Raw genomic sequence first — 20,922 nt, forward strand, 5'->3', positions numbered from 1 at the left:
AAACCAGAAGGCGTTTTTCCGGTACAGACACCACCTCACGTATGAGACGACGCACGTTCCTCGCCGCCGGCGCCAGCTCGGCTGCGGCCGGACTCGCCGGCTGCACCGGCCTGCTGGAGACGCAGACGGCAGGCATCCCGCCGGTCCTGGAGGACCGACCCGACGCCGTCTACTTCCCGACACACGTCGAGGGGATGGCGATGGCCGACATGACGATGATCGACGGCTACGGCATCGGCCTGATGTACAGCTACCCGCACCGGTTCTGGACGGTGAGCGGAAGCGAGGCAACCCTTCAGAAGATTCGGTCGAAGGATGCCGCCCACGTCATGGTCTCCGTCTGGGACCCCGAGACGAAGGTGGTCCTTCCCGACGTCGGCGTCAGCATCGAGATACAGAAAGACGGTGAACTCGTGTCCGAGGAGACCATCTATCCGATGCTCTCACAGCCGATGGGCTTTCACTACGGCGCGAACTTCCCGCTCGACGGGACCGCCACCTACCAGGTCGACGTCTCCGTCGGCGGCCTGACCGGGACCCGGACGACCGGAGCCTACGAGGGGAAGTTCGAGCAGGGAACCTCGGCGACGCTCAAACTGAGCTACAGCGAGGCCGAGAAGCAGAACATCATGTACAAGAAGACGCCCGACAGGGCGGGGAGCCGGGCAGCCGCCCAGCCGATGGACATGAAGATGCCACTCGGCGTCGCACCGCCGACCTCGGAACTTCCCGGTATCGCTCTCGGCGAGCCGACGAGCGGTGACGCCGTGCTCGTGACCCGTGCGGTCGAGGCGGAACGCTTCGGGAACGGAACCCACCTCGCCGTCTCAGCTCGCACACCCTACAATCGGATGGTCATTCCGCTCATGGGACTCGCTGCGACGGTCGAGCGCGACGGCGAGACCGTCTTCGATGGGCAGCTGAAGCCGACGTTCGACCCCGAGCTCCAGCACCACTACGGGACGACGCTCGACTCGCTCGAGTCCGGCGACGAGGTGACCATCCGCGTCACGACCCCACCACAGGTCGCCCGCCACGAGGGGTACGAGACGGCGTTCATGTCGTTCGAGCCGGTGACCATGACGGTGGAGTAACTACGACACGCTTTTGCCGGGCGCGGGGGAAGCGCGTCGTAACGACATGGACTCGGAGACCCTCAAAGAGATCGTCGTCTCCAGCAGTGCCGTCGGGGCCATCCTGCTCGGGATGGTGTACATCGGTATAACCTACGGCGACGAGAAAGGCGTCCTGACGATGGAAGGCGGGCAGATGCTCGCGATAGCGATCGCCTGTTTCGTCGTCCTGATGGCGCTCATCGGCTACACGCGGAAGTACTGGCTGGGCGTCGACGAGTAGCCGGGCTGGGCGTCGACGAGTAGCCGGGCTGGGCGTCGACGAGTAGCCGCGACCGACTCAGTTATCGCTCGTCTCGAGGCGCTGCTCGTAGTACGAGAGCGGATGCGATATCTCGGCGCAGACCTCGTCCTGGTTCACACAGTCGCCGTAGTCCTGTACCGTCGAACACGACGGTGGCGGATACTCGACGCCGTCTTCGCCCGCGAGTTTGTCGAGCTGGTAGCGGATGCGTTCTTCGACACCGTCGTCCGGTTGGACGAGCGTGACGAGTTCGTCGGCCGAGACGCCGACCGTCGCGCAGAACCCACAGAGCGTGTACCACGAGTGGTCAGGGATTTCCTCGCCCGCCCGTGCACGCTCCAGCAGTGCGGTCACGCACGGCGGGAACAGTTCGGGACGTGCGGCGTCGAACTCGGTCGGGAGCGGCGGGTCCGAGAGGACCTCCTCGATGGCGGCGATCTCTTCGGTCAGGTGGGCACCGATCGCCTCCGGAACCTCGAACGGGAGCCCCTCGGCGACCCGCTCTTCGACGGCGCCCCGGAGCAGGGTCAACAGCTCGGTACGACTAACCGGGACCCGTCCGTCGGCGAGGCTGCGTCGGGGGAGCCGCCACGCGTCTTCGTCTCGGTCGCCTGCGAGCCGCAGGTACGCGGTCACGGAGACGTGGTAGCGGTCCTCGCCACCTGTGCCAGCGCTGCCGTCGGCAGGCTGGACGTCGTCGGACAGGTCGAACTCGGAGAGCAGGCGCTCGACAGTGAGCGACGAGCCGCTGGTCGACTTGAGCTGTGAGCTGGTGTCGAGGTCGGCGACGATGCGTTCGTAGGCCGTCGCGGCCTCGGCGTTGGCGTAGGTTCCGGTGACGGCGTGGTCGTCGACGAGCGAGACGAGGACGCGCGCGACCGGGTAGGAGAGGAGTTCCGTCCGTGCGTCGCGTCGCATCTCGCCGGTCGAGTGTTCAGTGAGCGCGGCCGTGACGCGCTCGACGGCCCGGTCGACCGCGGGGTCGTCCTCGCGAGCGACGAGTTCGCCGAGGTCGACGGCCGCGGCGTCGACCGCCTCACGGGCGGCCACGAAGAACGGATACCGGGCGTGGAGACGGTCCATCGACGTGAGGTTCCGGTCGCGCGCTGATAAACGCGACGGTCGCCGACGTATCGGTTCGGCTGTGTTCAGGGCCTGGTCGCTCAGTCCGCGCCGACTTCCGTGTCGCTCTCGGCCTCGGCTTCGACGCCGATGCCGTCGTCGGTCTCGTGGGGGAGCGAGAGGACGACGGCTTCGCCGGAGAGGACTGTCGTTCCGTCGGCGTCCACGGTCGTCTGGACGCGGAGCCGGTCGTCGCCGACGTGCTCGACGACCTCGACGGCGGCTTCGACGGTGACGCCAGGTTCGACAGGAGCCTGGAACTGGAGGTCCTGTGAGAGGTATATCACGTCGCCCGGGAGGTCGGCGAGTGCGGCGCTCACCACGCCGGCGGAGAGCATCCCGTGCGCGATGCGCCCGTCGAACATCGTCTCTGCCGCGTACTCTTCGTCGACGTGAATCGGATTGTCGTCGCCGACGAGTTCCGCGTAGGCTTCGATCTCTTCCGTCGATACTGCCATTCGTGCAATCGCCGTATCACCCACCGAGGCTACAGGCATGTGCTCTCAACTTGGAGTAGAGCTTATTAAGGTATTGGTTAACATACCGCGGGTTTTCATACGTTTCGTCGGATTACGGCAACCATAATCCCCGGCAGGGACCCGGACCGGCGGTACGGGTCGCGCCGCAACAGTCGAAGGTTAACATGTGAAACGAGTGCTTTTCTATCCGGTCGGGCGAGGCTAGCGTATGCCACAGGTAGACAACGATGGGGTCCGTATCGACTACGAGGTCGACGGTCCCGCCGACGCGCCGGTCGTCGCGTTCTGCGAGGGACTCGGCTACGCTCGCTGGATGTGGTCGTTCCAGCGAGACCGGCTCGCCGACTACCGGACGCTCGTCTTCGACAACCGGGGAACCGGCGAGTCCGACGTACCCGCCGATGACGCGGCCTACAGCATCCCGGCGTTCGCCAGCGACCTCGATGTGGTTCTCGACGCCGAGGACATCGAGTCGGCCCACGTCGTCGGTGCGAGCATGGGCGGGATGACCGCCCAGCAGTACGCCCACGACTACGACCGGGCCGCGAGCCTCGTCTTGTTGTGCACCTCCCACGGCGGCGACGCTGCGGTTCCGACGCCCGAGTCGACCCAGCGGCGGATGTTCTCGGTTCCGGAGAGCTACGACGAGCGCGAGGCGCTCCGCTACAAGATGCAGCCCGCGATGTCCGACGAGTTCTGGGACGACAACGACGCGCTCGTCGAGGAGATGATCGACTGGCGGCTCACCTCCGACGCACCCGAACCGGCCCGGCTCGCCCAGGCGAGCGCGGTCGACGCCTTCGATAGCACCGCGTGGCTCGGCGAACTGGACCTGCCCGCACTCGTCATGCACGGCACTGCAGACCGGGTGCTTCCCGTCGAGAACGGAACGCAGCTGCACGAACGGCTGTCGAACAGTGAGCTTGACCTGTACGAGCACGGCTCACACCTGTTCTTCATCGAGAAGGCGGACCCCGTAACAGCCCGGATTCGGACGCATCTCGAGGACCATGCGCGTTAGGCGGTCGGACGGTGGTGCCGGCGTCGGTGGAGCCGCCGGTCGTCCGTACGACTGGGTCGGCGCGTGGTCCGAGCGGCGTGCCGCACTCTCGCCGGACTGCGTCGCCCTGCGCGACGCGAGCACGGGCGTGTCGTACACCTACGCCGAGCTGGAGAGACGGGCGAACCGGACGGCACGCCTGTTGCGAGCACACGGGGTCGAGCGCGATGCGACGCTGGAGCCGGGCGAGGCGGGCCCCCGCGTTGCAGTCGTCTCCCGGAACCGCCCCGAGCTGGTCGACCTGTTCTTCGCGACCGGCAAGACGGGTGGCGTCCTCGCGCCGCTCTCGCATCGGCTTGCATCGAGAGAGCTCGCCGAACTCCTGGCAGACGTCGACCCGGAACTGCTCGTCGTGGAGGGACCGTTCGACGAGCTGGTCCGCAAGGCGCTGGCGTGCGGGGGCTGTGCCTACGATAGCCGGGTCCTGGGGCTGGGCGAGTCAGGTTTCGACTCCTTCGAGAACGAGCTTCCCGACGACGGCAGCCGGGTCGACACCGCCGACCTGACGATGGACGACCCGCATCTCTTCCTCCATACGGGGGGGTCGACCGGGACACCGAAGGAGACCGTCCTGACACACGGGAGCATCGTCTGGAACTCGTTCAACACCATCACCGCGTGGGGGCTGCGCCCCGAGGACGTCACCCCGATGGTGTTCCCGATGTTCCACACCGGCGGCTGGAACGTCCTCACGGTCCCGTTCTTCCACCTCGGTGCCGAGGTCGTCATCGCCCGTGAGTTCGACCCCGAGCAGGTTCTCGCACTGGTCGACGAGCGGGACGCGACCGTACTCGTGGCGGTCCCGGCCGTCCTCCGGATGATGACCCAGGCCGACGGCTGGGCCGACGCGGACCTCGACTCGCTCCGGTTCGTCAAATCGGGCGGCGGGCCCTGCCGCGAATCGGTCATGGAGGAGTGGTGGTCCCGCGGCGTCGACCTCTCGCAGGGCTACGGTCTCACCGAGTGTGGGCCGAACAACTTCGCCATGCCGGACGGCTGGCCCCCCGAGAAGAGCGAGACGGTCGGGGTTCCGGCGATGCACGTCGACGTACGAATCGTGGACGCCGACGGGAACGAGGTACCAGCGGGTGAGATCGGCGAGCTCGAACTCGCCTCGCCGCACGTCGCGGCCGGCTACTGGCACGCTCCGGACGAGACCGCGGCGACCTTCGGAGACGGCTGGGTCTCAACCGGCGACCTCGCCCGCAGAGACGACGACGGCTACGTCTCCATCGAGGGGCGCAAGAAGAACATGTTCGTCTCCGGTGGGGAGAACGTCTATCCCTCGGAGGTCGAGGCCGTGGTCTCGAAGCACCCGAAGGTGGCCGAGGTGGTCGTCGTCCCGGTCCACGACGAGCAGTGGGGGCAGGTCGGGAAGGCGGTCGTCGAGGGCGACGAGAGCCTCACGCTCGACGAACTGACCGACTTCCTCGACGGCAAGCTCGCCCGGTTCAAGCGGCCGCGCCAGCTGGCGTTCGTCGACGAGATGCCGACCTCGGGTCCGTCGAAGATAGACCGGGAAGCCGTGAAGGAGCGGTTCGGCGTGGAGTGAGGGTGACGGTGGGCGGAACGCCGGTCACCATCCCCACTCGAGTCCGGCCTCGTGGACGCTCAGAGTGCGCCTGAGTCCGATCCAGAGGAGCGGAAGTGCAGTGAACAGCCCGAGGGCGGGGCCGAGCCACCACTCGTCGAACCGGTACACGCCCGATAGCGTCATCGCGAGGAGTGCCAGTGCGAGACAGACCTCTCCCAGCCCGACCAGCTGGTGACGCCCGACCCTCGGTAGCTCGACGGCGCTCGCCAGCAGTAACGCGCCACCGAGCCCGAACAGGGCGAAGCGGACCATCGCGACTGGCTCGGCGAACAGTGTGGGAGTGAACAGGACGGAAGCGCCGGAGAGCCCGAGGAGTCCGGCCCCGACCACGGGAGCGACGCGGCGGTTCATACGCTCCGATAGTGTTGGTAAATCAATACTTCTTCGGTTCAGTCGCCACCGGGGCCGGCGTAGACCATCTCCATGCGGAGGCCCTCGCCGTCCCTGTTCGGCTCCTCGGGGAGCGTCCTGTAGTCCCCTGCTCCTTCTCTCGCGGTGAGTGCCAGCACGAAGGCGTCGATGAGGTCGTCGTTCGAGAGTTCGGGGTCCGTCCAGTCGCGGACGGTCTTCCCTGCCTCCCGGAGCTGTCCGAGCACGTCGTCCTCGACCGTCTCGAGGACCGCGACGCGTTCCCAGAAGGCGGCCGCGGGCTGACCGGTCTTCGAGAACCGCATCGGCGTCCCGTCGTTGAAGGCCCAGAGGCAGACCTCGGGATGGGCCTCGCGAAGCACATCCTGTGTCGCGTCGCGGTCCCCGCGCAAGAGGACATCGACCTCGCGTATCTTCGGCGCGATGTTGAACGTCTGCTGCATGAGACCCTTGTCGATAGTCTCCTTCTGTTTCCGGTTAGCCTCGTGGTAGTCCTCCTCGTCGAGGACGGACCGAATCGGGACGTTGAACACGCTGCTGGTCCGCCCGGCGAGGACGCGCCGCGCCTCCCGTTCAGGCTCTCTGGCCGCCGCGTCGTCCGCAAGTCCGATGGGGACGTCGACGAGGATGGTCTCGGCATCCCGCCCGTCGTCCCAGAGTTCCGTGATGTCACTGTACCGGTTGACACCCACGAACCCCGAGTCGTCGTACCCGACCGCGATCCACCCGTCCGGGCTCCCGTCTGCGCCGACGAACTGCGCTGTATCCATGCTCGGTCTCCGACCCCGACCGGGAAGTACCCCTCGAAGAGCATGACAGTTCATGCCGACATCCATCCGCAGAGCCGGTACCACGACAACGTTTATCAGCTGATGAGTCTACTATCGTACACGACGATACTCAGAGCCATGATAGACATCTCGATGGACATGGAGCAGTACGACTGCCCGTTCATCGACACCACCGCGGACCACGACGTCGCCTTCGCCGCCGCGCACTGGGAGTTCAATCCGGTGGCAGAGGAGCTGGAGTGTCGGATGGTCGTCGAGGGAGCGGACAGGGGGGCGCTGGACAACGGGTTACACGCCCTGCAGGACCACCAGCAGATGCACGACATCGACCTGCTCGCCAAGCGCGAGAACGTCGCGCACCTGAAGACCGTGATGGGCCAGACCGACGCGATGGCGACCATCCGTCGGAACGACGGCTACGTCACCGGTCCCTTCTACATCGAGAACGGGAGCGAGCTGTGGCACGTCGGCTTCGACGACGCCGGCGCGGCAGACGGGACGCTCTCGGAACTCGAACGGGACAACGAGTTCGAGGTGGTCGCCCGCGACGATACCGCACTGCCGACGATGAACGACGTGGTCCAGAACGCGGGCGCGGCGATGGCGCTCATCGACGGCTGTCGCGATCTCTCGGACGTCGAGCGCGAGACGCTCGAGACGGCGGCCACAGAGGGCTACTTCCAGAGCCCACGTGACACCACGCTGGGCGACCTCGCCGACCAGTTCGGCGTGTCGAAGCCGGCCGTCTCGAAGAACCTCAGACGCGGCCAGCAGAAGATGGTCGACCGCGTCGTCGAGGCGCTGTCGGAACTCGACGAGTAGCTGCTTCTCACACCGAGGTTGATATGTTAACCTCGCAAACTTTGCCAGCCATCTGCCGATACTGCTACCATGTCGCGCGTGCACATTTCACGAAGGCGAATGCTGGGAACGCTGGGGACCGTCGGCGTCGGTGGTCTCGCTGGCTGTACGAGCGGAGGGAACCCTGACGAGAGCGGGAACGGACCGAACGGTGGGGGTACGTCGAAGACGACGAACCAGGCCGACGTATCGGCATCGGGAACCGTCAAGGTCGGCATCATGCAGCCGATGTCCGGCGACCTCCAGTACTACGGGATGCAGTCCATCTGGGGCTTCCTCTCCGGACTGGCCTACAGGACCGATACCGACCCGCTGACGGGCATCAAGACGGGGACGAAGACCGTCGAAGACGGTGACGTCACCTGGGAGCTGCACTTCAAGGACACCAAGTTCTCCGCCGATACGGCCCAGACCGTCGCGACGGACCTCGTCCAGAACGAGGGAGTCGACCTGCTGTTCGGCTGCTCGTCGTCGTCCGCCGCGACCCGCGTCATCGAGACGGTCGTCAAGACGCCGGCCGTGGACATCCCGTTCATCGCCGGGCCGGCCGCCTCGGCCGACATCACGTCGAGCGAGAAGACCTGCTCGAAACAGGTCTTCCGCGCGAACGAGAACACCGCGATGGACGCCCGCTCGGGCGGCACCTACGTCGCGAAGGAGACCGACGTGGAGAAGGTGTTCCTGATGGGGGCGGACTACTCGTTCGGCAAAGCCGTCGTCAACAACTACAAGAACGTCCTCGAGCAGAACGGCATCACCATCACCGGGACGAAGTTCGTCCCGCAGGGCTACTCCGAGTTCGACGGTCTGTTCCAGACCGCGGTCGACTCCGGGGCCGACGCCGTCGTCGGCGGCTTCACCGTCGCGACGCTGCCGAACTTCATGACGACCGCGGCGAACTACGACGTCCGCATCTTCGGCGGCTTCGCCACCGAGATAACCAACTCCGTCGTCGGAAGCGTCCTCCAGAACGTCCTCGGCAAACCCCTGAAGGAACAGATGATCAAAGACGCCGAGGTCGGGCCGTTCACCACTCGGTACCACTGGAACCAGTACGACAACGAGATCAACACCGCCTTCGTCGACATGTACACCAGTGCGTACGGCAAGGTCCCAGACCTGTTCACCGCCGGGACCTTCACCGCCGCCTCCTCGGTCCACCAGGCCGTCGACGCCTCCGGCTCGACCGAAGGCGCCGACATCGCGTCCGCGATGCGCGGCATGACGGTCGCGGACACCCCCAAGGGCAAAGACGGCTACGTCTACCAGGAGTACAACAACCAGGCGCGCTCCGAGATGACCGTCGCGTACCCCGTCCCGACGAGCGACGAGTGGTCGGACAACTGGGGAGCGGCCATCATGCCCGGCGAGCCGGTCGCCCGCGTCTCGGCCGACGAGGTCACCATCCCGAAGGATTCGGACCAGATGGGGTGCTCGCTGTAGGCCGATGGCCGCACAGGTGCTCAGAACGAGCGGCCTGACGAAGCGGTTCGGCGGGGTGACGGCGGTCGACGGCGTCGACTTCTCGCTCGACGACGACGAGTGCTGTGCACTCATCGGTCCGAACGGCGCCGGCAAGACGACGTTCTTCGACCTGCTGACCGGCACCCTGTCGCCGACCGCCGGCACCGTCGAGTTCCGGGTCGACGGCGACTGGTCCGACGTGACCCGGTTCGGCCCGCACGAGACCGCCTCGGCCGGCGTCCACCGCTCCTACCAGGTCACGAACGTCTTCCCGACGCTCTCCGTGCTGGAGAACGTCCGGGTCGCCGCGCAGGCCCACGGGAACGCGACGACCCGCTTCTGGCGGAACGTCGACGCCTTCCCCGAGTACGTCGCTGAGGCGGAGGCCATCCTCGACCGGGTCGGCCTCTCGCACCACCAGGAGACCGTCGCCGGGACGATGAGTCACGGCGAGAAGCGCCAGTTGGAACTCGCAATCGCGCTCGCGGGCGACCCGGACGTCTTGTTGCTCGACGAACCAGCGGCGGGCGTCTCGAGCGAGAGCGTCTCCGGCGTGGTCGACCTCATTCGCGACGTGGCAGCGGACCACGCGGTCCTCCTCGTCGAACACAACATGGAGGTCGTGATGGATCTCGCCGACCGCATCGCGGTGCTCCACCGGGGCAGCCTCATCGCCGACGGCGACCCCGAGACTGTCCGGGGAGACGACGCGGTACAGGAGGCGTATCTCGGCGGGTACGACCCCGACGCGGACCACGGGCTGGCAGCCGATGGTGAGACCGCGGCAGATTCCGAGGGTGGCACGGCATGACCGGAGACGGTTCCCACCTGCTCGAACTCACCGACGTCCACACCTACTACGGCGAGAGTCACATCCTGGAGGGCGTCTCGCTCCACGTCGACCCCGGCGAGACGGTCGCCCTCGTGGGACGGAACGGCGTCGGCAAGACGACCACCCTCCGAACTGCCCTCCAGCTCACCCCGCCACGCGAGGGAACCGTCCACTTCCGGGGGATGGACGTCACCCGGAATCCGACCCACGAGGTCGCGCGCGCCGGGATGGGCTGGATACCCGAGGACCGGCGGATGTTCTCCCAACTCACCGTCGAGGAGAACGTTCGCGTCGCCGTGAAAGGTGGCGAGAACGTCGAGGAGCACCTCGAGACGGCGTTCTCCGCGTTCCCCGACCTCGCGGAGTTCCAGGACAGGAAGGCGGGTAACCTCTCGGGCGGCCAACAGCAGATGGTCGCCATCGCCCGCGGCCTCGTCGGCGAGAACGACCTGTTGCTCGTCGACGAGCCGAGCGAGGGGCTGGCCCCGAAAATCGTGGCGGACGTGGCGGACGCACTGCGCTCGGTCTCGGCCGATACCTCGCTGTTGCTCGTCGAACAGAACTTCCCGCTGGCGATGGACCTCGCCGACCGGTTCTACCTGATGGACCACGGGCAGGTCGTTCACACGGACACGACCGAGGGCGTCAGTGCCGACGACGAGGAGATACGGAGGTACCTGACGTGAGTTCGATGCTCCCACTCGCGTCGCTGGTCGAGGCTGTCCTCCACTTCCTCGACCCCGGCGTCATCCTCCGCGTGCTCGTCGACGGGCTCTCGAAGGCCTCGCTGTACGTGATGATAGCCGCCGGGCTGTCCCTCATCTTCGGCCTGATGGGCGTGCTCAACTTCGCCCACGGCTCGCTGACGGCCATCGGCGCGTACCTCGGCGGGCTCGTCGTCCTGCTGCTCGTCTCGCAGATGACCGGAGACGTGGCCAGACTCGGCGCCTTCTTCGTCGCCGTCGTCGTCGTGTTCGCGCTCCTGACCGCCTTCGGGAGCCTGCTGGAGGTCAAACTCATCCGCCCACTGTACGACCGCCCACCGCTGTATCAGATACTGCTCACCTTCGGCGTCACGCTGGTGCTGGAGGAGGTTCTGCGGATGGTGCTGCACTTCTACGGCATCCAGCCGACGACCAAGTGGCAGGAGGCGCTCGGGACGAAGCCCTCGTTCCTTTCGCCGACCGAGAGTCTCTCCGTTCTCGGGACGAACGTCGCCGGACTCGACCTGTTCGAGATACTGTTCGGGGTGTGTGTCACCGCCGGCCTCTGGGCGTTCCTGACCCGCACCCGGTACGGGCTGTACATCCGCGCCGGGAGCGAGGACGCGGAGATGGCCGAGGCGCTCGGCATCGACATCCGGCAGGCGTTCACCGTCGTCTTCGGCGTCGGCGTCGGCGTCACCGGTATCGCCGGGACGCTCCTGATGTGGGACGTCGCCTGGGCCGCCACCATCGGCCTCGGGGCGGAGGTATTGCTCCCGGCGTTCGTCGTCGTCATCGTCGGCGGGCTCGGCACCTTCCGTGGCACGGTCGTCGCGGGCGTGCTGGTCGGGCTGGTCGACGCCCTCACGACGGAGCTGTTCACCAGCGACATCGTCGGTTTCTCCCAGCTCCCCGAGCTGGTCATCTTCCTCATCCTCGTGGTGATGCTCGTCGTCCGCCCGCAGGGACTCTACGGCGTCGCGGAGGTGGGGGGCCATTAGCGAATCGACCGCGGAACCGTCGGGTGGCGAGTCGACGCGCTCGGAGTCGGTCGCGAAGACGGCCACCGGCACCGCCTCGGACGAACACTACCTCGTCCGGTACGCCCGCGAGCAGTCGGTCCACCTCGCGGTCGTCCTGCTGCTCGGGCTCTACCCGTTCGTCTACGCCTTCCTGCTGGCGTCGCCCGTCGCCGCCGAGATGGCGATGGTCCTCCCTCGCGTCGACACCATGGTCGCGGTCTTTTACTTCGGACTGTTCGCCATGTCGTTCGACTTCATCAGCGGCTACACGGGTTACCTCTCGTTCGGCCACGCCGCCTTCTACGGGCTGGGTGCGTACTTCGTCATCCTCGTGGCGAACGGGAAGGTTCCCATCCTCGGCCCGGAGACGCCGTTCATGGTGAGCCTGCTCGTCGCCGGTCTCCTCGCCGTCGGCCTCGCCCTGGCCATCGGGGCGGTGTCGTTCCGGCTCTCGGGCGTCTACTTCGCGATGATCACGCTCGGCTTCTCCCAGATTCTGTACGTGCTGTTCGCCAACTGGGACTACGTCTCGCAGAACCCGCAGGACGGCGTCTCCGCGTCGGTCTCGGAGGGCTTCGCCGTGGGAATCCCCTACGTCGACGCCCTGAACATGCGCATCGGCCGACTGCTCGGCGACCAGTTCGTCTTCGGTTTCGACTTCGTTCAGCTGACCGGCCTCGGCTTCCTCTCGCCCATCAGCCACACCGTCGCGCTCTCGCCGACTGAGGTCTCCTACTACATGGTGGGCCTCGTCGTGCTGGTGAGTTACTTCGCGCTCCAGCGAATCGTCCACTCCCCGTTCGGCCGGGCGATGGTCGCCATCCGCGAGAACGAAGAGCGCGCTCGTGCGGTCGGCTACGACGTGTTCCGCGTGAAGATGGGCGCGTTCGCCATCTCCGGCTTCTTCGGCGCGGTCTCGGGTGGCCTGCTGGCCGGCTACCGCGGCTCTGTCGCGCCCGAGAACTCGTTCTACTTCCTCACCGCCGGGGACGCCCTCCTGGCGTCGATCATCGGCGGCTTCGGGACGCTCGCCGGGCCGCTGTTCGGTCGCCTGTTCCACGAGGGGCTGCACGAGTTCCTCTCGAAGGAAGGCGGCGGCCTGCTGCCGTACCTCCGCGGCCACCTCGGACAGGAAACGTTGGAGACCGTCCTCTGGAACGGCTTCACCGTCGCCGAGGCCATCGAGGTGTTCCTCAACGGCCGAGCCGGACTCTACATCGGCCTGCTGTTCGTCCTGTTCGTCCTCTACGTCCCGCACGGCCTGCTGGGCACGCTCCGCGAGCGCCTCGGTGGGACCGTCGCGAAGCGCCTCCCGGCTCACGTGGAGCGGTACCTGCGATGACGGGCTGGAAGACAGCTGGTTCCCCCGCTGACGTGGCCCTCACCGGTCTCGGCACGTACACGCCAGCCCCCACCGTTTCGGGTGCAGAAGTCGCCGACAGGAGCGGGATACCCGAGGAAATCGTCGTCGAGAAGATGGGGTTGCGCGAGAAGCACGTCTGTCCCCCCGACGCCGACCACTGCACCGACATGGCCGTCGAAGCCGCCCGCGACGCCCTCGACGACGCCCGCATCTCCCCCGCTGCCGTCGACCTCCTCCTGTACCACGGCAGCGAGTACAAGGACCACGTCGTCTGGTCCGCCGCTGCCAACATCGCCGACCGGCTCGGCTGCGAGGACGCCTTCGCCACCGAGAGCTACACGCTCTGTGCCGGCGCGCCGGTCGCCATCCGGCAGGCGAAGGCCCAGCTGCTCGCCGACCACGTCGACACCGCCCTGCTCGTCGCCGCGAGCCGCGAGGAAGACCTCGTCGACTACGAGAACGAGCCCGCCTCGTTCATGTTCAACTTCGGCGCGGGTGCGAGTGCGATGGTGCTGGAGTCGGACGCACCAGCAGAGCGAACCTGTGCCACTGTCCGCGAGAGCGCGGCCCTGACGGATGGCTCGTTCGCCGACGACGTGGTGGTGCCAGCAGGCGGGTCGAAACTCCCGCCGAGTGTCGAGACGGTCCAGCAGGGACTGCACTCCCTCGACGTGCCGGACCACGCCTCGATGAAGGAACGCCTCGCCGAGGTGAGCCTGCCTAACTTCCAGGAGGTCGCCCGAACGGCGATGGACCGGAGTGGGGTCGAATCCGTCGACTTCCTCGCCCTGACCCACGTGAAGCGGTCGTTCCACGAGCTGTTGTGCGACGACCTCGGCTGCGACCCCGAGACGGACGCCTACTACCTCGACGACTACGGCCACGTCCAGTCCGCGGACCAGGTGCTCGCCCTGTCCAAGGGGCTGTCTCGGGGGCGTGTCGAGGCTGGCGACGAGGTGCTGTTCCTCGCCGCGGGGACGGGCTACACATGGGCGGCGACGTGTCTGACGTGGCGGTGACGGCTGAGCCCCGAATTTCCCCCGCTACACTCACAACACCTAACCCGCCGCCACGAGTCAGCCAGACCACATGGCAGCCGCCCAGCAGCCCGCGACTGGAGACGCCGACGGGGATGCAGGAACCCCTCGCCGGCGGGCGATGGCGGTCGTGGTGCTGGTCGTCTTCCTCGACCTGGTCGGCTTCGGCATCGTCATCCCCATCCTCCCGTTCTACGTCCGCTCCTTCGGCGTCAGCGACTTCTACATCGGCCTGCTGGCGGCGTCGTACTCGCTGATGCAGTTCGGGTTCGCGCCGCTGCTGGGACGGCTGTCGGACCAGTACGGGCGGCGGCCCGTGCTCGTGCTCTCGCTCTGCGGGAGCGTCCTCGCGTGGACCGTCTTCGGCCTCGCCGGGGCGCTCTGGGTCCTGTTCCTCTCGCGGATGCTGGCTGGCGCGATGGGCGGGAACATCTCGACGGCGCAAGCGTACGTGGCCGACGTGACCCCGCCGGAGGACCGGGCCGGGGCGCTGGGTATCCTCGGAGCCGCCTTCGCCCTCGGGTTCATCTTCGGGCCGGCGCTGGGCGGGCTGTTCGCCAGCGACCCGGTCGTGGCGGCGGCGAAGGACCTGTTCCCCGCGTTCGTCCCCGCGACCGAGTTCTCGCTGCCGAGCTTCGCCGCGGCCGGGATGTCGCTGCTCGGCGTGGTCGTAGCGCTCGTGTTCCTGCCCGAGCCGGACCGTGAGCGGGGTGTGGCCGGTGACGGAACAGGGACGGCGAGCGCCCAGAACGTCGTCGCGCAGTTCCGGAGCGCGCTCGCCGACCCGAACCTCCGGGGGTTCGTCATCTCGTTCTTCCTCGTCTCGGTCGCCTTCTCCGGCGTGCAGGTCGCGTTCATCCCGTGGCTGGCGGACACCTTCGGCTACGAGGCGGAGCAGGCTGCGCTGTTTCTGACCTACGTCGGCGTCCTCGGCGTCGTCGTACAGGCTGGGCTGGTCGGCCGGGTTTCGCGCCGGCTGGGCGACGAGCGCATGGCCGTCACGGGCGGGGTCTCGCTCGCGCTCGCGCTCGCGCTCATCCCGTTCGCGCCCGAGCTGGCGCTCGTGCTCCCGTCGGTCGGACCGCTCCCGGCGGGCGCACTCGGCGTCGTGCTCGTCCTGCCGCTGCTCTCGTTCGGGAACGGGCTGCTCAACGCGGCGCTTGGCGCGCTCGTCTCGAGGTCGGCCAGCTCCGACCGGCAGGGGAGCGCCTTCGGGGTGACGCAGGGAGCCGGCAGCCTCGGTCGGACCGTCGGCCCGCCCGCGATGGCCGGGCTGTACGCCTTCGCCTTCGGCTGGGTGCCGTTCGTCGTCGGCGGGCTGCTCCTGCTTCCGGTGCTGGCGCTCCTGCTGGCGTTCGTGCGGGACTGACTCGTGGGTCGGAATCCGAACCAGAACCGTACAGGCTTTGACGCGCGACGTTCTGCCTCCACTCGTGGCGCGTCACTTCGAGTACCCCTGTCCGGACTGTCGCAGCACCAACGACCTGCACGACCCGGACTGCGAGTTCACCGGCGTCGCGTGGCAGGCCGTCGAGAAGGCCTACGCCGACGTGCTCGCCGCCCTCTCCAGCGGCGTCAAGAGCGACGACGAGCTCCGCGACGCCGTCGCCGAGTTCTCCGACTGGGACAGACTCCACCACGGCGCGCTCTCCTACCTCAGAAGCGTCCAGCGGGTCGAGGAACGTCGCGAGCGCCTCGAGCTGCTGGACCCCGACGAGTACCGCGAGCGGCTGTCGACCCCGCAGTACGAGCCCCTCAAGACGATATACGAGAAGGGCTCGGTTCCGGGCTGTCACGACAACGCCGTCTTCGCGATGGTCGCCTACTACGAGATGGTCGGCCTGACGTGGGAGGAGACCCGCGAACAGGTGCTCGACTGGCTCGACAAATCGGGCACCTGGAAACGCGGCGGCTTCGAGGAGGAGTCGCCCGAGGACCTCGTCGACTCGAAACGGCACGTCTACGAGGCCGGCTACGGCTGGAAGCAGGCCGCGCGAGAGGCGAAGGCGGTCATCGACCGGGTTCGCTGAGACGGAGTTTCTGGCGGCGACGATATCGACTCGGACAGTCTGGCGCGCGCTGAGACTGGCGTCGAACACTGTGAGACGCCAGTCTAGAAGTCGTGCGAGGGACGAGCGGAACGAAGTTGCGCGAGTCGGCTGGGGAGGATGAGGTTCGGTGCGGTGTGGTAGCGGCGCTGTTCTCGGTTCTCTCGTGATTCGTGGACTGCTCTGCCGACTCGGGACTCTCGGCGTCGCTGGAAGAGAGAACTCACGATGCGACAAGGAGAGAAAAGACGGAAAGAGAAAACGACTGACTCAGTCGCTCTGGATGCGCGGCGCGAGCACGAACAGGACCGTCCCCTGCCCCTCCGCGATGTCGAAGTGGATCATGACGGGGAACTCCTCGCCGAGTTCGAGCGTGACCTCGGCGTCCTTCGGGATGGCCTTGTCCATGTCCTTCAGGTAGTCGAGACTGAACAGCGAACGGGCGTTGCCCGCCTGCAGGTCGATGAGGTCCTCCTCGTCGAGTTCGAGGTGGACGTCGTCGGTGTCGCCCTCCGCGTTGACGAAGAACGTCTTCTTGTCGGCATCGACGCCCAGCGCGATGTGGTCGGAGACCATGTCCGCCGCCTTGACGGCGCGGTTGATGTCCTTGCCCTCGACTGTGACCTCCGCGGGGAGGTCGAGGTCCGGGATGTCCGGCTCCTTGCGGATGGAGTCCGGGTCGATGAGCGCGAGCGTGTACTCGAGCCCGTCGATCTGGATGTGCAGTTTGCGCGTCTCCTCGTCGAGTTCGAGTTCGACCAGCTGGCCCGAGTCGGCCATGCCGGCGATGTCCTCAAGCCGCGAGAGGTTCACGCCGATGACGCCGCCGTCGGCCTCGTAGGACTCGAACGCGGCAGCAGACAGTCGCAGGTCGACCATGCCGACGTTCGCCGGGTCGACGGCACGAATCTCGAAGCCGTCCTCGTTCAGGTGGATCTTACACTCGTCCACCAGGACGCTCACCGAATCGAGCGTCGTCTTGAGCGTATCCGCGCTCACGATGGCCTTGAACATGATGAGTGTCGCTACGAAATCGTCCCGTAAAAAGACACCCTTTCACTCGCGTGCGTGGGCGACGCGCGAGGGAGACACAGAGCGAGGTCGAAGCGTAGTAGAGCGAGGTCGAAGCATAGTAGAGCGAAGTCGAAGCGTGGTGACGCCTTGCACTCCAGAGCGACATCCCTAACCGACTCGGCCTGATACCTTCCAGCAATCGACCATGGCACGAAAGGACCACTGGTACAACAAGTCGAAACAGGAAGGCTACCGGACACGGGCGGCCTACAAGCTCAAACAGCTCGACCGGAAGGAGGGGCTGTTCGGCCCCGGCAACACGGTCGTCGACCTGGGCGCTGCCCCCGGTGGCTGGCTGCAGGTCGCCGCCGAGAAGGTCGGCGAGCAGGGGACCGTCATCGGCGTCGACTTCCAGCGCATCAAGGACTTCGGCGACCAGTACGACGCCCACATCGAGACGATCAAGGGCGACATGACCGAGGAGAAGACGAAAGAGCGGGTCAAGGAAGTCGCCGGCGGCGAGGTCGACGTGGTCATCTCCGACATGGCACCGAACATGACCGGGGAGTACAACCTCGACCACGCCCGCTCCATCCACCTCGCCCGGCAGGCGTACGAGGTCGCACTCGACGTGCTCGACACCGGCGGCGACTTCGCCGTGAAGGTGTTCGAAGGGCAGGACCTCCCGCCGCTCCAGAAGGAGATGGAAGCGGAGTTCCAGTACGTCCGTCTCACCAAGCCCGAGGCCTCGCGTGACGAATCGTCCGAGATGTACCTCGTCGCGAAGCACCGCCTCACCGCGCCGGTCTCGACCGGCGACGTGCTCGAGGTGACCATCGAGGACGTCGGCAGCGAAGGCGACGGCGTCGCGAAGGTCGAGGACTTCACGCTGTTCGTCGACGGCGCCGAGAAGGGCCAGACGCTCACCGTCGAGGTGACGGGCCTGAAGCCGCGCTTCGGCTTCGCGAAGCCGGTCGACGACGAGTAGGTTCTGTTCTACTCTCTCCGCGCTTTTCTCTCATTCGCGCTTCTCGCTACGACTCGTCGTCCAGCCGGTCGTGCCGGGCGTCGATCTCGTCGAGGATGTCCAGGTTCTTCCGTATCGACGAGCGGATGGCGTCGCTCCGGTTGACGAACTTCCCGTCGTCGCCGACGTGCTCGTCGAGGTCGTCGAGCAGCTCCTGCGGTATCTCGACGCTTATCTTGGGCATACCAGAGGATTCGCTGGAGAGGGTTTACGACTTACGGGGCGGCAGGGAGAGCTGGAAAAACGGAATCGCGAGGGCGCTCAGGCCGCTTCCTCAGGCTTCGTGCCGCCGCCACCACCACGGAGGCGCCACGGGAACGTCAGTACGCCGAGCAGGAACAGCCCGATGAGGTACGCCAGCGTGACCGGGATGGCCATGATGAGCATCGTGAGGACGCCCGACGGCGTGATGACGGCCGCGAGGCCGAAGATGAGCACGACGACGACCTTCCAGTACTGGCGCTGTTGCTCGTAGTTCACGATGCCGCCCGTGTGGAACAACAGCATCGTGATGGGGATGTCGAGGAACAGCCCGATGCCGGCCGTCGTGAAGAAGATGAGCCAGAAGAAGCTGTTCAGCCGGTAGGAGATGATCATCTCCGCCTGGATGGCGTCCTGGACGAGGTACGAGATGATGGTCGGCGCGACGTAGAAGAAGCCGAGGAAGCTCCCCACGACGAAGCCGACGAGCAGGGCGACGCCCCAGACGAGGAACGTCTTGTTGTTGCCAGAGCCGACGATGCCGCGCTCTTTCATCGCGGGCCACGCGTAATAGAGGAAGATGGGCAGGGTCGCGACCGCCGCGAGCAGCGTGCTCACCTTGACCTCGAAGATGAGTGCCTCGACGGGGTGCAGTGCGACGATGAGGCCGATCTCGCTCGGTCCACCCATGCCGGCGACGACCTCACCGTACGGGAGCGACGACGCGACCGCGCCGGGGTTCGTCGGAGCCGCGCTCGCGGCCTGTGGCGCGCCGGGCATCAGCGTCATCGCGTCCGTCAGCGGCTGACCGGCCTCGAAGAACTTCTCGAAGCCGACGGCCGCGGGGTCACCACGGATCGCTGGCGGGACGCGCGAGATGAAGTTCCGCTTGATGTCGCCGAGTCCACCGCCGTACAGCCACGCGAACGTCCCGAACAGCGTCAGCATGAACACTGCGACGATGCGGAAGAACTTGGACGAGAGCGACTGCAGGATGAACGCGAGGTCGTAGTAGTAGCCGCCGATGTCGTCCTCGGTGGTCTCTTCCTCGGTGAACGGGTTGAGCATCCCCGCCGCGGTCCGGGACATGACGTTCCCGCTCTCCTCGGCGGGTTCGTCGTCGGACATCCCCATGCTCGCGGGGTCGGCGAGGGACTTCGGCTTGCTTCCACCAGACTCCGCCGCTTCGGCCGCTTCCTTCGCCTCGACCGCGGCGTCGAACCGGTCGAGGATGGCCTGTGCCTTGTCCGAGTTGTCCTCGTCCATCGCCTTCCGGGCGTGTTTGAGCGCCTGGCTCTCGGACAGTTCGAGGAAGACCTCCTCGGGTGCCGCCCGGACGCCGGCCTCGTCGAGCGTATCGAGGTCGATGCTCGCCGGGTCACCCATCCGGTGGCCGCCACGCGGGACCGTCGGTTGCCGGAGGACGCGTGCCGAGTACGCGACGAGCACGATGAGTCCGACGATGATGGCGATGTAGCCCGAGACGATGAGCTGGTTGAGGACGCTGATCTCGTTCGTCGGCGCGAACTGCCAGACGGTCAGGTCTGCCGGTCGGAAGGAAGCCGGAATCCTGGGCAGGACGTACCAGTTGACGTACCGCAGCCCCTCGACGGCGAAGAAGCTGTACGCCGCGGTGAACGCCAGGCCGATGAGCAGGAAGTACTGGTAGATGCGCCGCTTGAGCAGGCCCGCGTCGGCCCCGCTCTCTCCCCCTCTGTGCAGGTTGGTGACCATCTTCGCCAGCGCCAAACTCAGGACGTAGAGACAGATGAGCGGAATCGCCCACATGATCTGGGTGAACGGGTCCGGCGGAGAGAACACCGCACCGAAGACGAAGATGAGCACGAACGCGTACCGCCAGTTCTTCCGGAAGAACTCGTAGGGGACGATCTCGGTGTACGAGAGCGTCGACATCACGAGCGGGAGCTGCGCCGCGAGGCCGAACGAGAGGGTCAACAGCAGGATGAACTGGGTCCACTTCGTGATGTCGTAGCTCGGTTTGATGGAGGCGTTGATGGCGTTCGTCGCCAGGAACTGGAACATGAACGGGAAGAAGACCAGGTACGCGTAGATGACCCCCAGCACGAACAGGAAGATACCGAGTGCGGACATGCCGACGATCTGGAACCGGGTGAGCGGCGTCTTCGGTTCGAACCCGCGGCGCGCGATGGCGTCGCGACCGAAGTAGAGCAGTACCGGGAGCGCGAACACGATGCCCACGAACAGCCCGATCTTGAACTGGAGCAGTATGACGTCGAACGGTGTTCGGGCGATGATGTCGACTTGCGTCGCCACCTCCTGCGACATCCGTTGCTGGGTGTTGTCGCGGAGGAAGTCCCAGACGTAGAGACGCAGGGCGTAGATGGTACCCATCAGCCCGATGAGGAATGCGATGAAGACTTTCTGGAGGTGTAACTGCAGTTGACGGAGCAACACCCCGAGGGTCTCTCGGCCCTCGTTGATGGTGCGCGCAGTGTCCTCTCCGACGACCGAACTCATTGGATGCGGAGAGGTACCAACCTCGCAAACATCAATCTTCTTCTCCGGGGGCGAGACC

General features: G+C 66.5%; 21 protein-coding genes. 14 read left to right on the forward strand and 7 right to left on the reverse strand.

Going from position 1 to position 20,922, the window contains the following annotated elements:
• Positions 1 to 41 precede the first annotated feature (41 nt).
• Positions 42 to 1,094: a DUF7350 domain-containing protein gene (locus ACSC1Y_RS07660; protein ID WP_435334162.1), complete on the forward strand. Its 1,053-nt coding sequence runs from the start codon at positions 42 to 44 to the stop codon at positions 1,092 to 1,094.
• 46 nt (positions 1,095 to 1,140) lie between these two features.
• Positions 1,141 to 1,356 (forward strand): DUF7472 family protein, encoded by a 216-nt coding sequence (locus ACSC1Y_RS07665; protein WP_435334163.1) that lies wholly within the window; start codon positions 1,141 to 1,143, stop codon positions 1,354 to 1,356.
• Between the two features lie 57 nt (positions 1,357 to 1,413).
• Here ACSC1Y_RS07665 and ACSC1Y_RS07670 read toward each other — a convergent pair whose 3' ends face one another.
• Both ACSC1Y_RS07670 and ACSC1Y_RS07675 read right to left on the reverse strand, forming a co-directional pair.
• On the reverse strand, positions 1,414 to 2,460 hold the full coding sequence (locus ACSC1Y_RS07670) for a DNA primase regulatory subunit PriL (RefSeq protein ID WP_435334164.1): 1,047 nt from the start codon (positions 2,458 to 2,460) through the stop codon (positions 1,414 to 1,416).
• A gap of 80 nt (positions 2,461 to 2,540) precedes the next feature.
• A complete protein-coding gene (locus tag ACSC1Y_RS07675) occupies positions 2,541 to 2,996 on the reverse strand; it encodes a MaoC family dehydratase (protein WP_435334165.1) in 456 nt (151 codons plus the stop codon).
• Positions 2,997 to 3,186: 190 nt separating this feature from the next.
• On the opposite strand from ACSC1Y_RS07675, the gene ACSC1Y_RS07680 reads away from it, so the two are divergent.
• Positions 3,187 to 3,999 carry an alpha/beta fold hydrolase gene (locus ACSC1Y_RS07680; protein ID WP_435334166.1) on the forward strand — a complete coding sequence of 271 codons (813 nt, stop codon included), beginning with the start codon at positions 3,187 to 3,189 and terminating at the stop codon, positions 3,997 to 3,999.
• Positions 3,989 to 5,590, forward strand: a complete 1,602-nt coding sequence (locus tag ACSC1Y_RS07685; RefSeq protein WP_435334167.1) for an AMP-binding protein — start codon at positions 3,989 to 3,991, stop codon at positions 5,588 to 5,590. The genes ACSC1Y_RS07680 and ACSC1Y_RS07685 overlap by 11 nt, the downstream gene beginning before the upstream one ends.
• A gap of 24 nt (positions 5,591 to 5,614) precedes the next feature.
• On the opposite strand, the gene ACSC1Y_RS07690 is transcribed toward ACSC1Y_RS07685, so the two are convergent.
• Positions 5,615 to 5,983: a DUF7994 family protein gene (locus tag ACSC1Y_RS07690; RefSeq protein ID WP_435334168.1), complete on the reverse strand. Its 369-nt coding sequence runs from the start codon at positions 5,981 to 5,983 to the stop codon at positions 5,615 to 5,617.
• A 38-nt stretch (positions 5,984 to 6,021) separates the two neighbouring features.
• Positions 6,022 to 6,771 (reverse strand): DUF429 domain-containing protein, encoded by a 750-nt coding sequence (locus tag ACSC1Y_RS07695; protein ID WP_435334169.1) that lies wholly within the window; start codon positions 6,769 to 6,771, stop codon positions 6,022 to 6,024.
• A 138-nt stretch (positions 6,772 to 6,909) separates the two neighbouring features.
• On the opposite strand from ACSC1Y_RS07695, the gene ACSC1Y_RS07700 reads away from it, so the two are divergent.
• From ACSC1Y_RS07700 to ACSC1Y_RS07740, 9 genes are all read left to right on the forward strand, one after another.
• Positions 6,910 to 7,614 carry a helix-turn-helix domain-containing protein gene (locus tag ACSC1Y_RS07700; RefSeq protein WP_435334648.1) on the forward strand — a complete coding sequence of 235 codons (705 nt, stop codon included), beginning with the start codon at positions 6,910 to 6,912 and terminating at the stop codon, positions 7,612 to 7,614.
• 99 nt (positions 7,615 to 7,713) lie between these two features.
• Entirely contained in the window at positions 7,714 to 9,096 is a 1,383-nt protein-coding gene (locus ACSC1Y_RS07705; RefSeq protein ID WP_435334171.1) for an ABC transporter substrate-binding protein, read from the forward strand.
• A gap of 16 nt (positions 9,097 to 9,112) precedes the next feature.
• A complete protein-coding gene (locus ACSC1Y_RS07710; protein ID WP_435334649.1) occupies positions 9,113 to 9,928 on the forward strand; it encodes an ABC transporter ATP-binding protein in 816 nt (271 codons plus the stop codon).
• Positions 9,925 to 10,635 (forward strand): ABC transporter ATP-binding protein, encoded by a 711-nt coding sequence (locus tag ACSC1Y_RS07715; protein ID WP_435334172.1) that lies wholly within the window; start codon positions 9,925 to 9,927, stop codon positions 10,633 to 10,635. Before ACSC1Y_RS07710 ends, ACSC1Y_RS07715 begins: the two co-directional genes overlap by 4 nt.
• Before the next feature lie 5 nt (positions 10,636 to 10,640).
• Positions 10,641 to 11,654 (forward strand): branched-chain amino acid ABC transporter permease, encoded by a 1,014-nt coding sequence (locus ACSC1Y_RS07720; RefSeq protein ID WP_435334650.1) that lies wholly within the window; start codon positions 10,641 to 10,643, stop codon positions 11,652 to 11,654.
• Between the two features lie 205 nt (positions 11,655 to 11,859).
• Entirely contained in the window at positions 11,860 to 13,017 is a 1,158-nt protein-coding gene (locus ACSC1Y_RS07725) for a branched-chain amino acid ABC transporter permease (protein WP_435334173.1), read from the forward strand.
• Complete coding sequence (locus ACSC1Y_RS07730; RefSeq protein WP_435334174.1) at positions 13,014 to 14,057, forward strand: 3-oxoacyl-ACP synthase; 1,044 nt, start codon at positions 13,014 to 13,016, stop codon at positions 14,055 to 14,057. The genes ACSC1Y_RS07725 and ACSC1Y_RS07730 overlap by 4 nt, the downstream gene beginning before the upstream one ends.
• Before the next feature lie 70 nt (positions 14,058 to 14,127).
• A complete protein-coding gene (locus ACSC1Y_RS07735) occupies positions 14,128 to 15,444 on the forward strand; it encodes an MFS transporter (RefSeq protein ID WP_435334175.1) in 1,317 nt (438 codons plus the stop codon).
• 64 nt (positions 15,445 to 15,508) lie between these two features.
• The gene (locus tag ACSC1Y_RS07740) at positions 15,509 to 16,105 is read left to right on the forward strand and encodes a DUF7474 family protein (protein WP_435334176.1); all 597 of its coding nucleotides are present in this window, start codon (positions 15,509 to 15,511) and stop codon (positions 16,103 to 16,105) included.
• Between the two features lie 288 nt (positions 16,106 to 16,393).
• On the opposite strand, the gene ACSC1Y_RS07745 is transcribed toward ACSC1Y_RS07740, so the two are convergent.
• Positions 16,394 to 17,137, reverse strand: coding sequence for a DNA polymerase sliding clamp (locus ACSC1Y_RS07745; RefSeq protein ID WP_435334177.1), 744 nt, complete (start codon positions 17,135 to 17,137; stop codon positions 16,394 to 16,396).
• A 205-nt stretch (positions 17,138 to 17,342) separates the two neighbouring features.
• On the opposite strand from ACSC1Y_RS07745, the gene ACSC1Y_RS07750 reads away from it, so the two are divergent.
• Positions 17,343 to 18,125 carry a 23S rRNA (uridine(2552)-2'-O)-methyltransferase gene (locus ACSC1Y_RS07750; protein WP_435334178.1) on the forward strand — a complete coding sequence of 261 codons (783 nt, stop codon included), beginning with the start codon at positions 17,343 to 17,345 and terminating at the stop codon, positions 18,123 to 18,125.
• A 46-nt stretch (positions 18,126 to 18,171) separates the two neighbouring features.
• On the opposite strand, the gene ACSC1Y_RS07755 is transcribed toward ACSC1Y_RS07750, so the two are convergent.
• Positions 18,172 to 18,348, reverse strand: coding sequence for a ribbon-helix-helix domain-containing protein (locus ACSC1Y_RS07755; RefSeq protein ID WP_435334179.1), 177 nt, complete (start codon positions 18,346 to 18,348; stop codon positions 18,172 to 18,174).
• A gap of 77 nt (positions 18,349 to 18,425) precedes the next feature.
• A complete protein-coding gene (locus tag ACSC1Y_RS07760; protein ID WP_435334180.1) occupies positions 18,426 to 20,864 on the reverse strand; it encodes a twin-arginine translocase subunit TatC in 2,439 nt (812 codons plus the stop codon).
• Positions 20,865 to 20,922 lie beyond the last annotated feature (58 nt).

Source organism: Haloarchaeobius lipolyticus (assembly GCF_051208015.1).
In the GTDB taxonomy this organism is placed as follows: domain Archaea; phylum Halobacteriota; class Halobacteria; order Halobacteriales; family Natrialbaceae; genus Haloarchaeobius.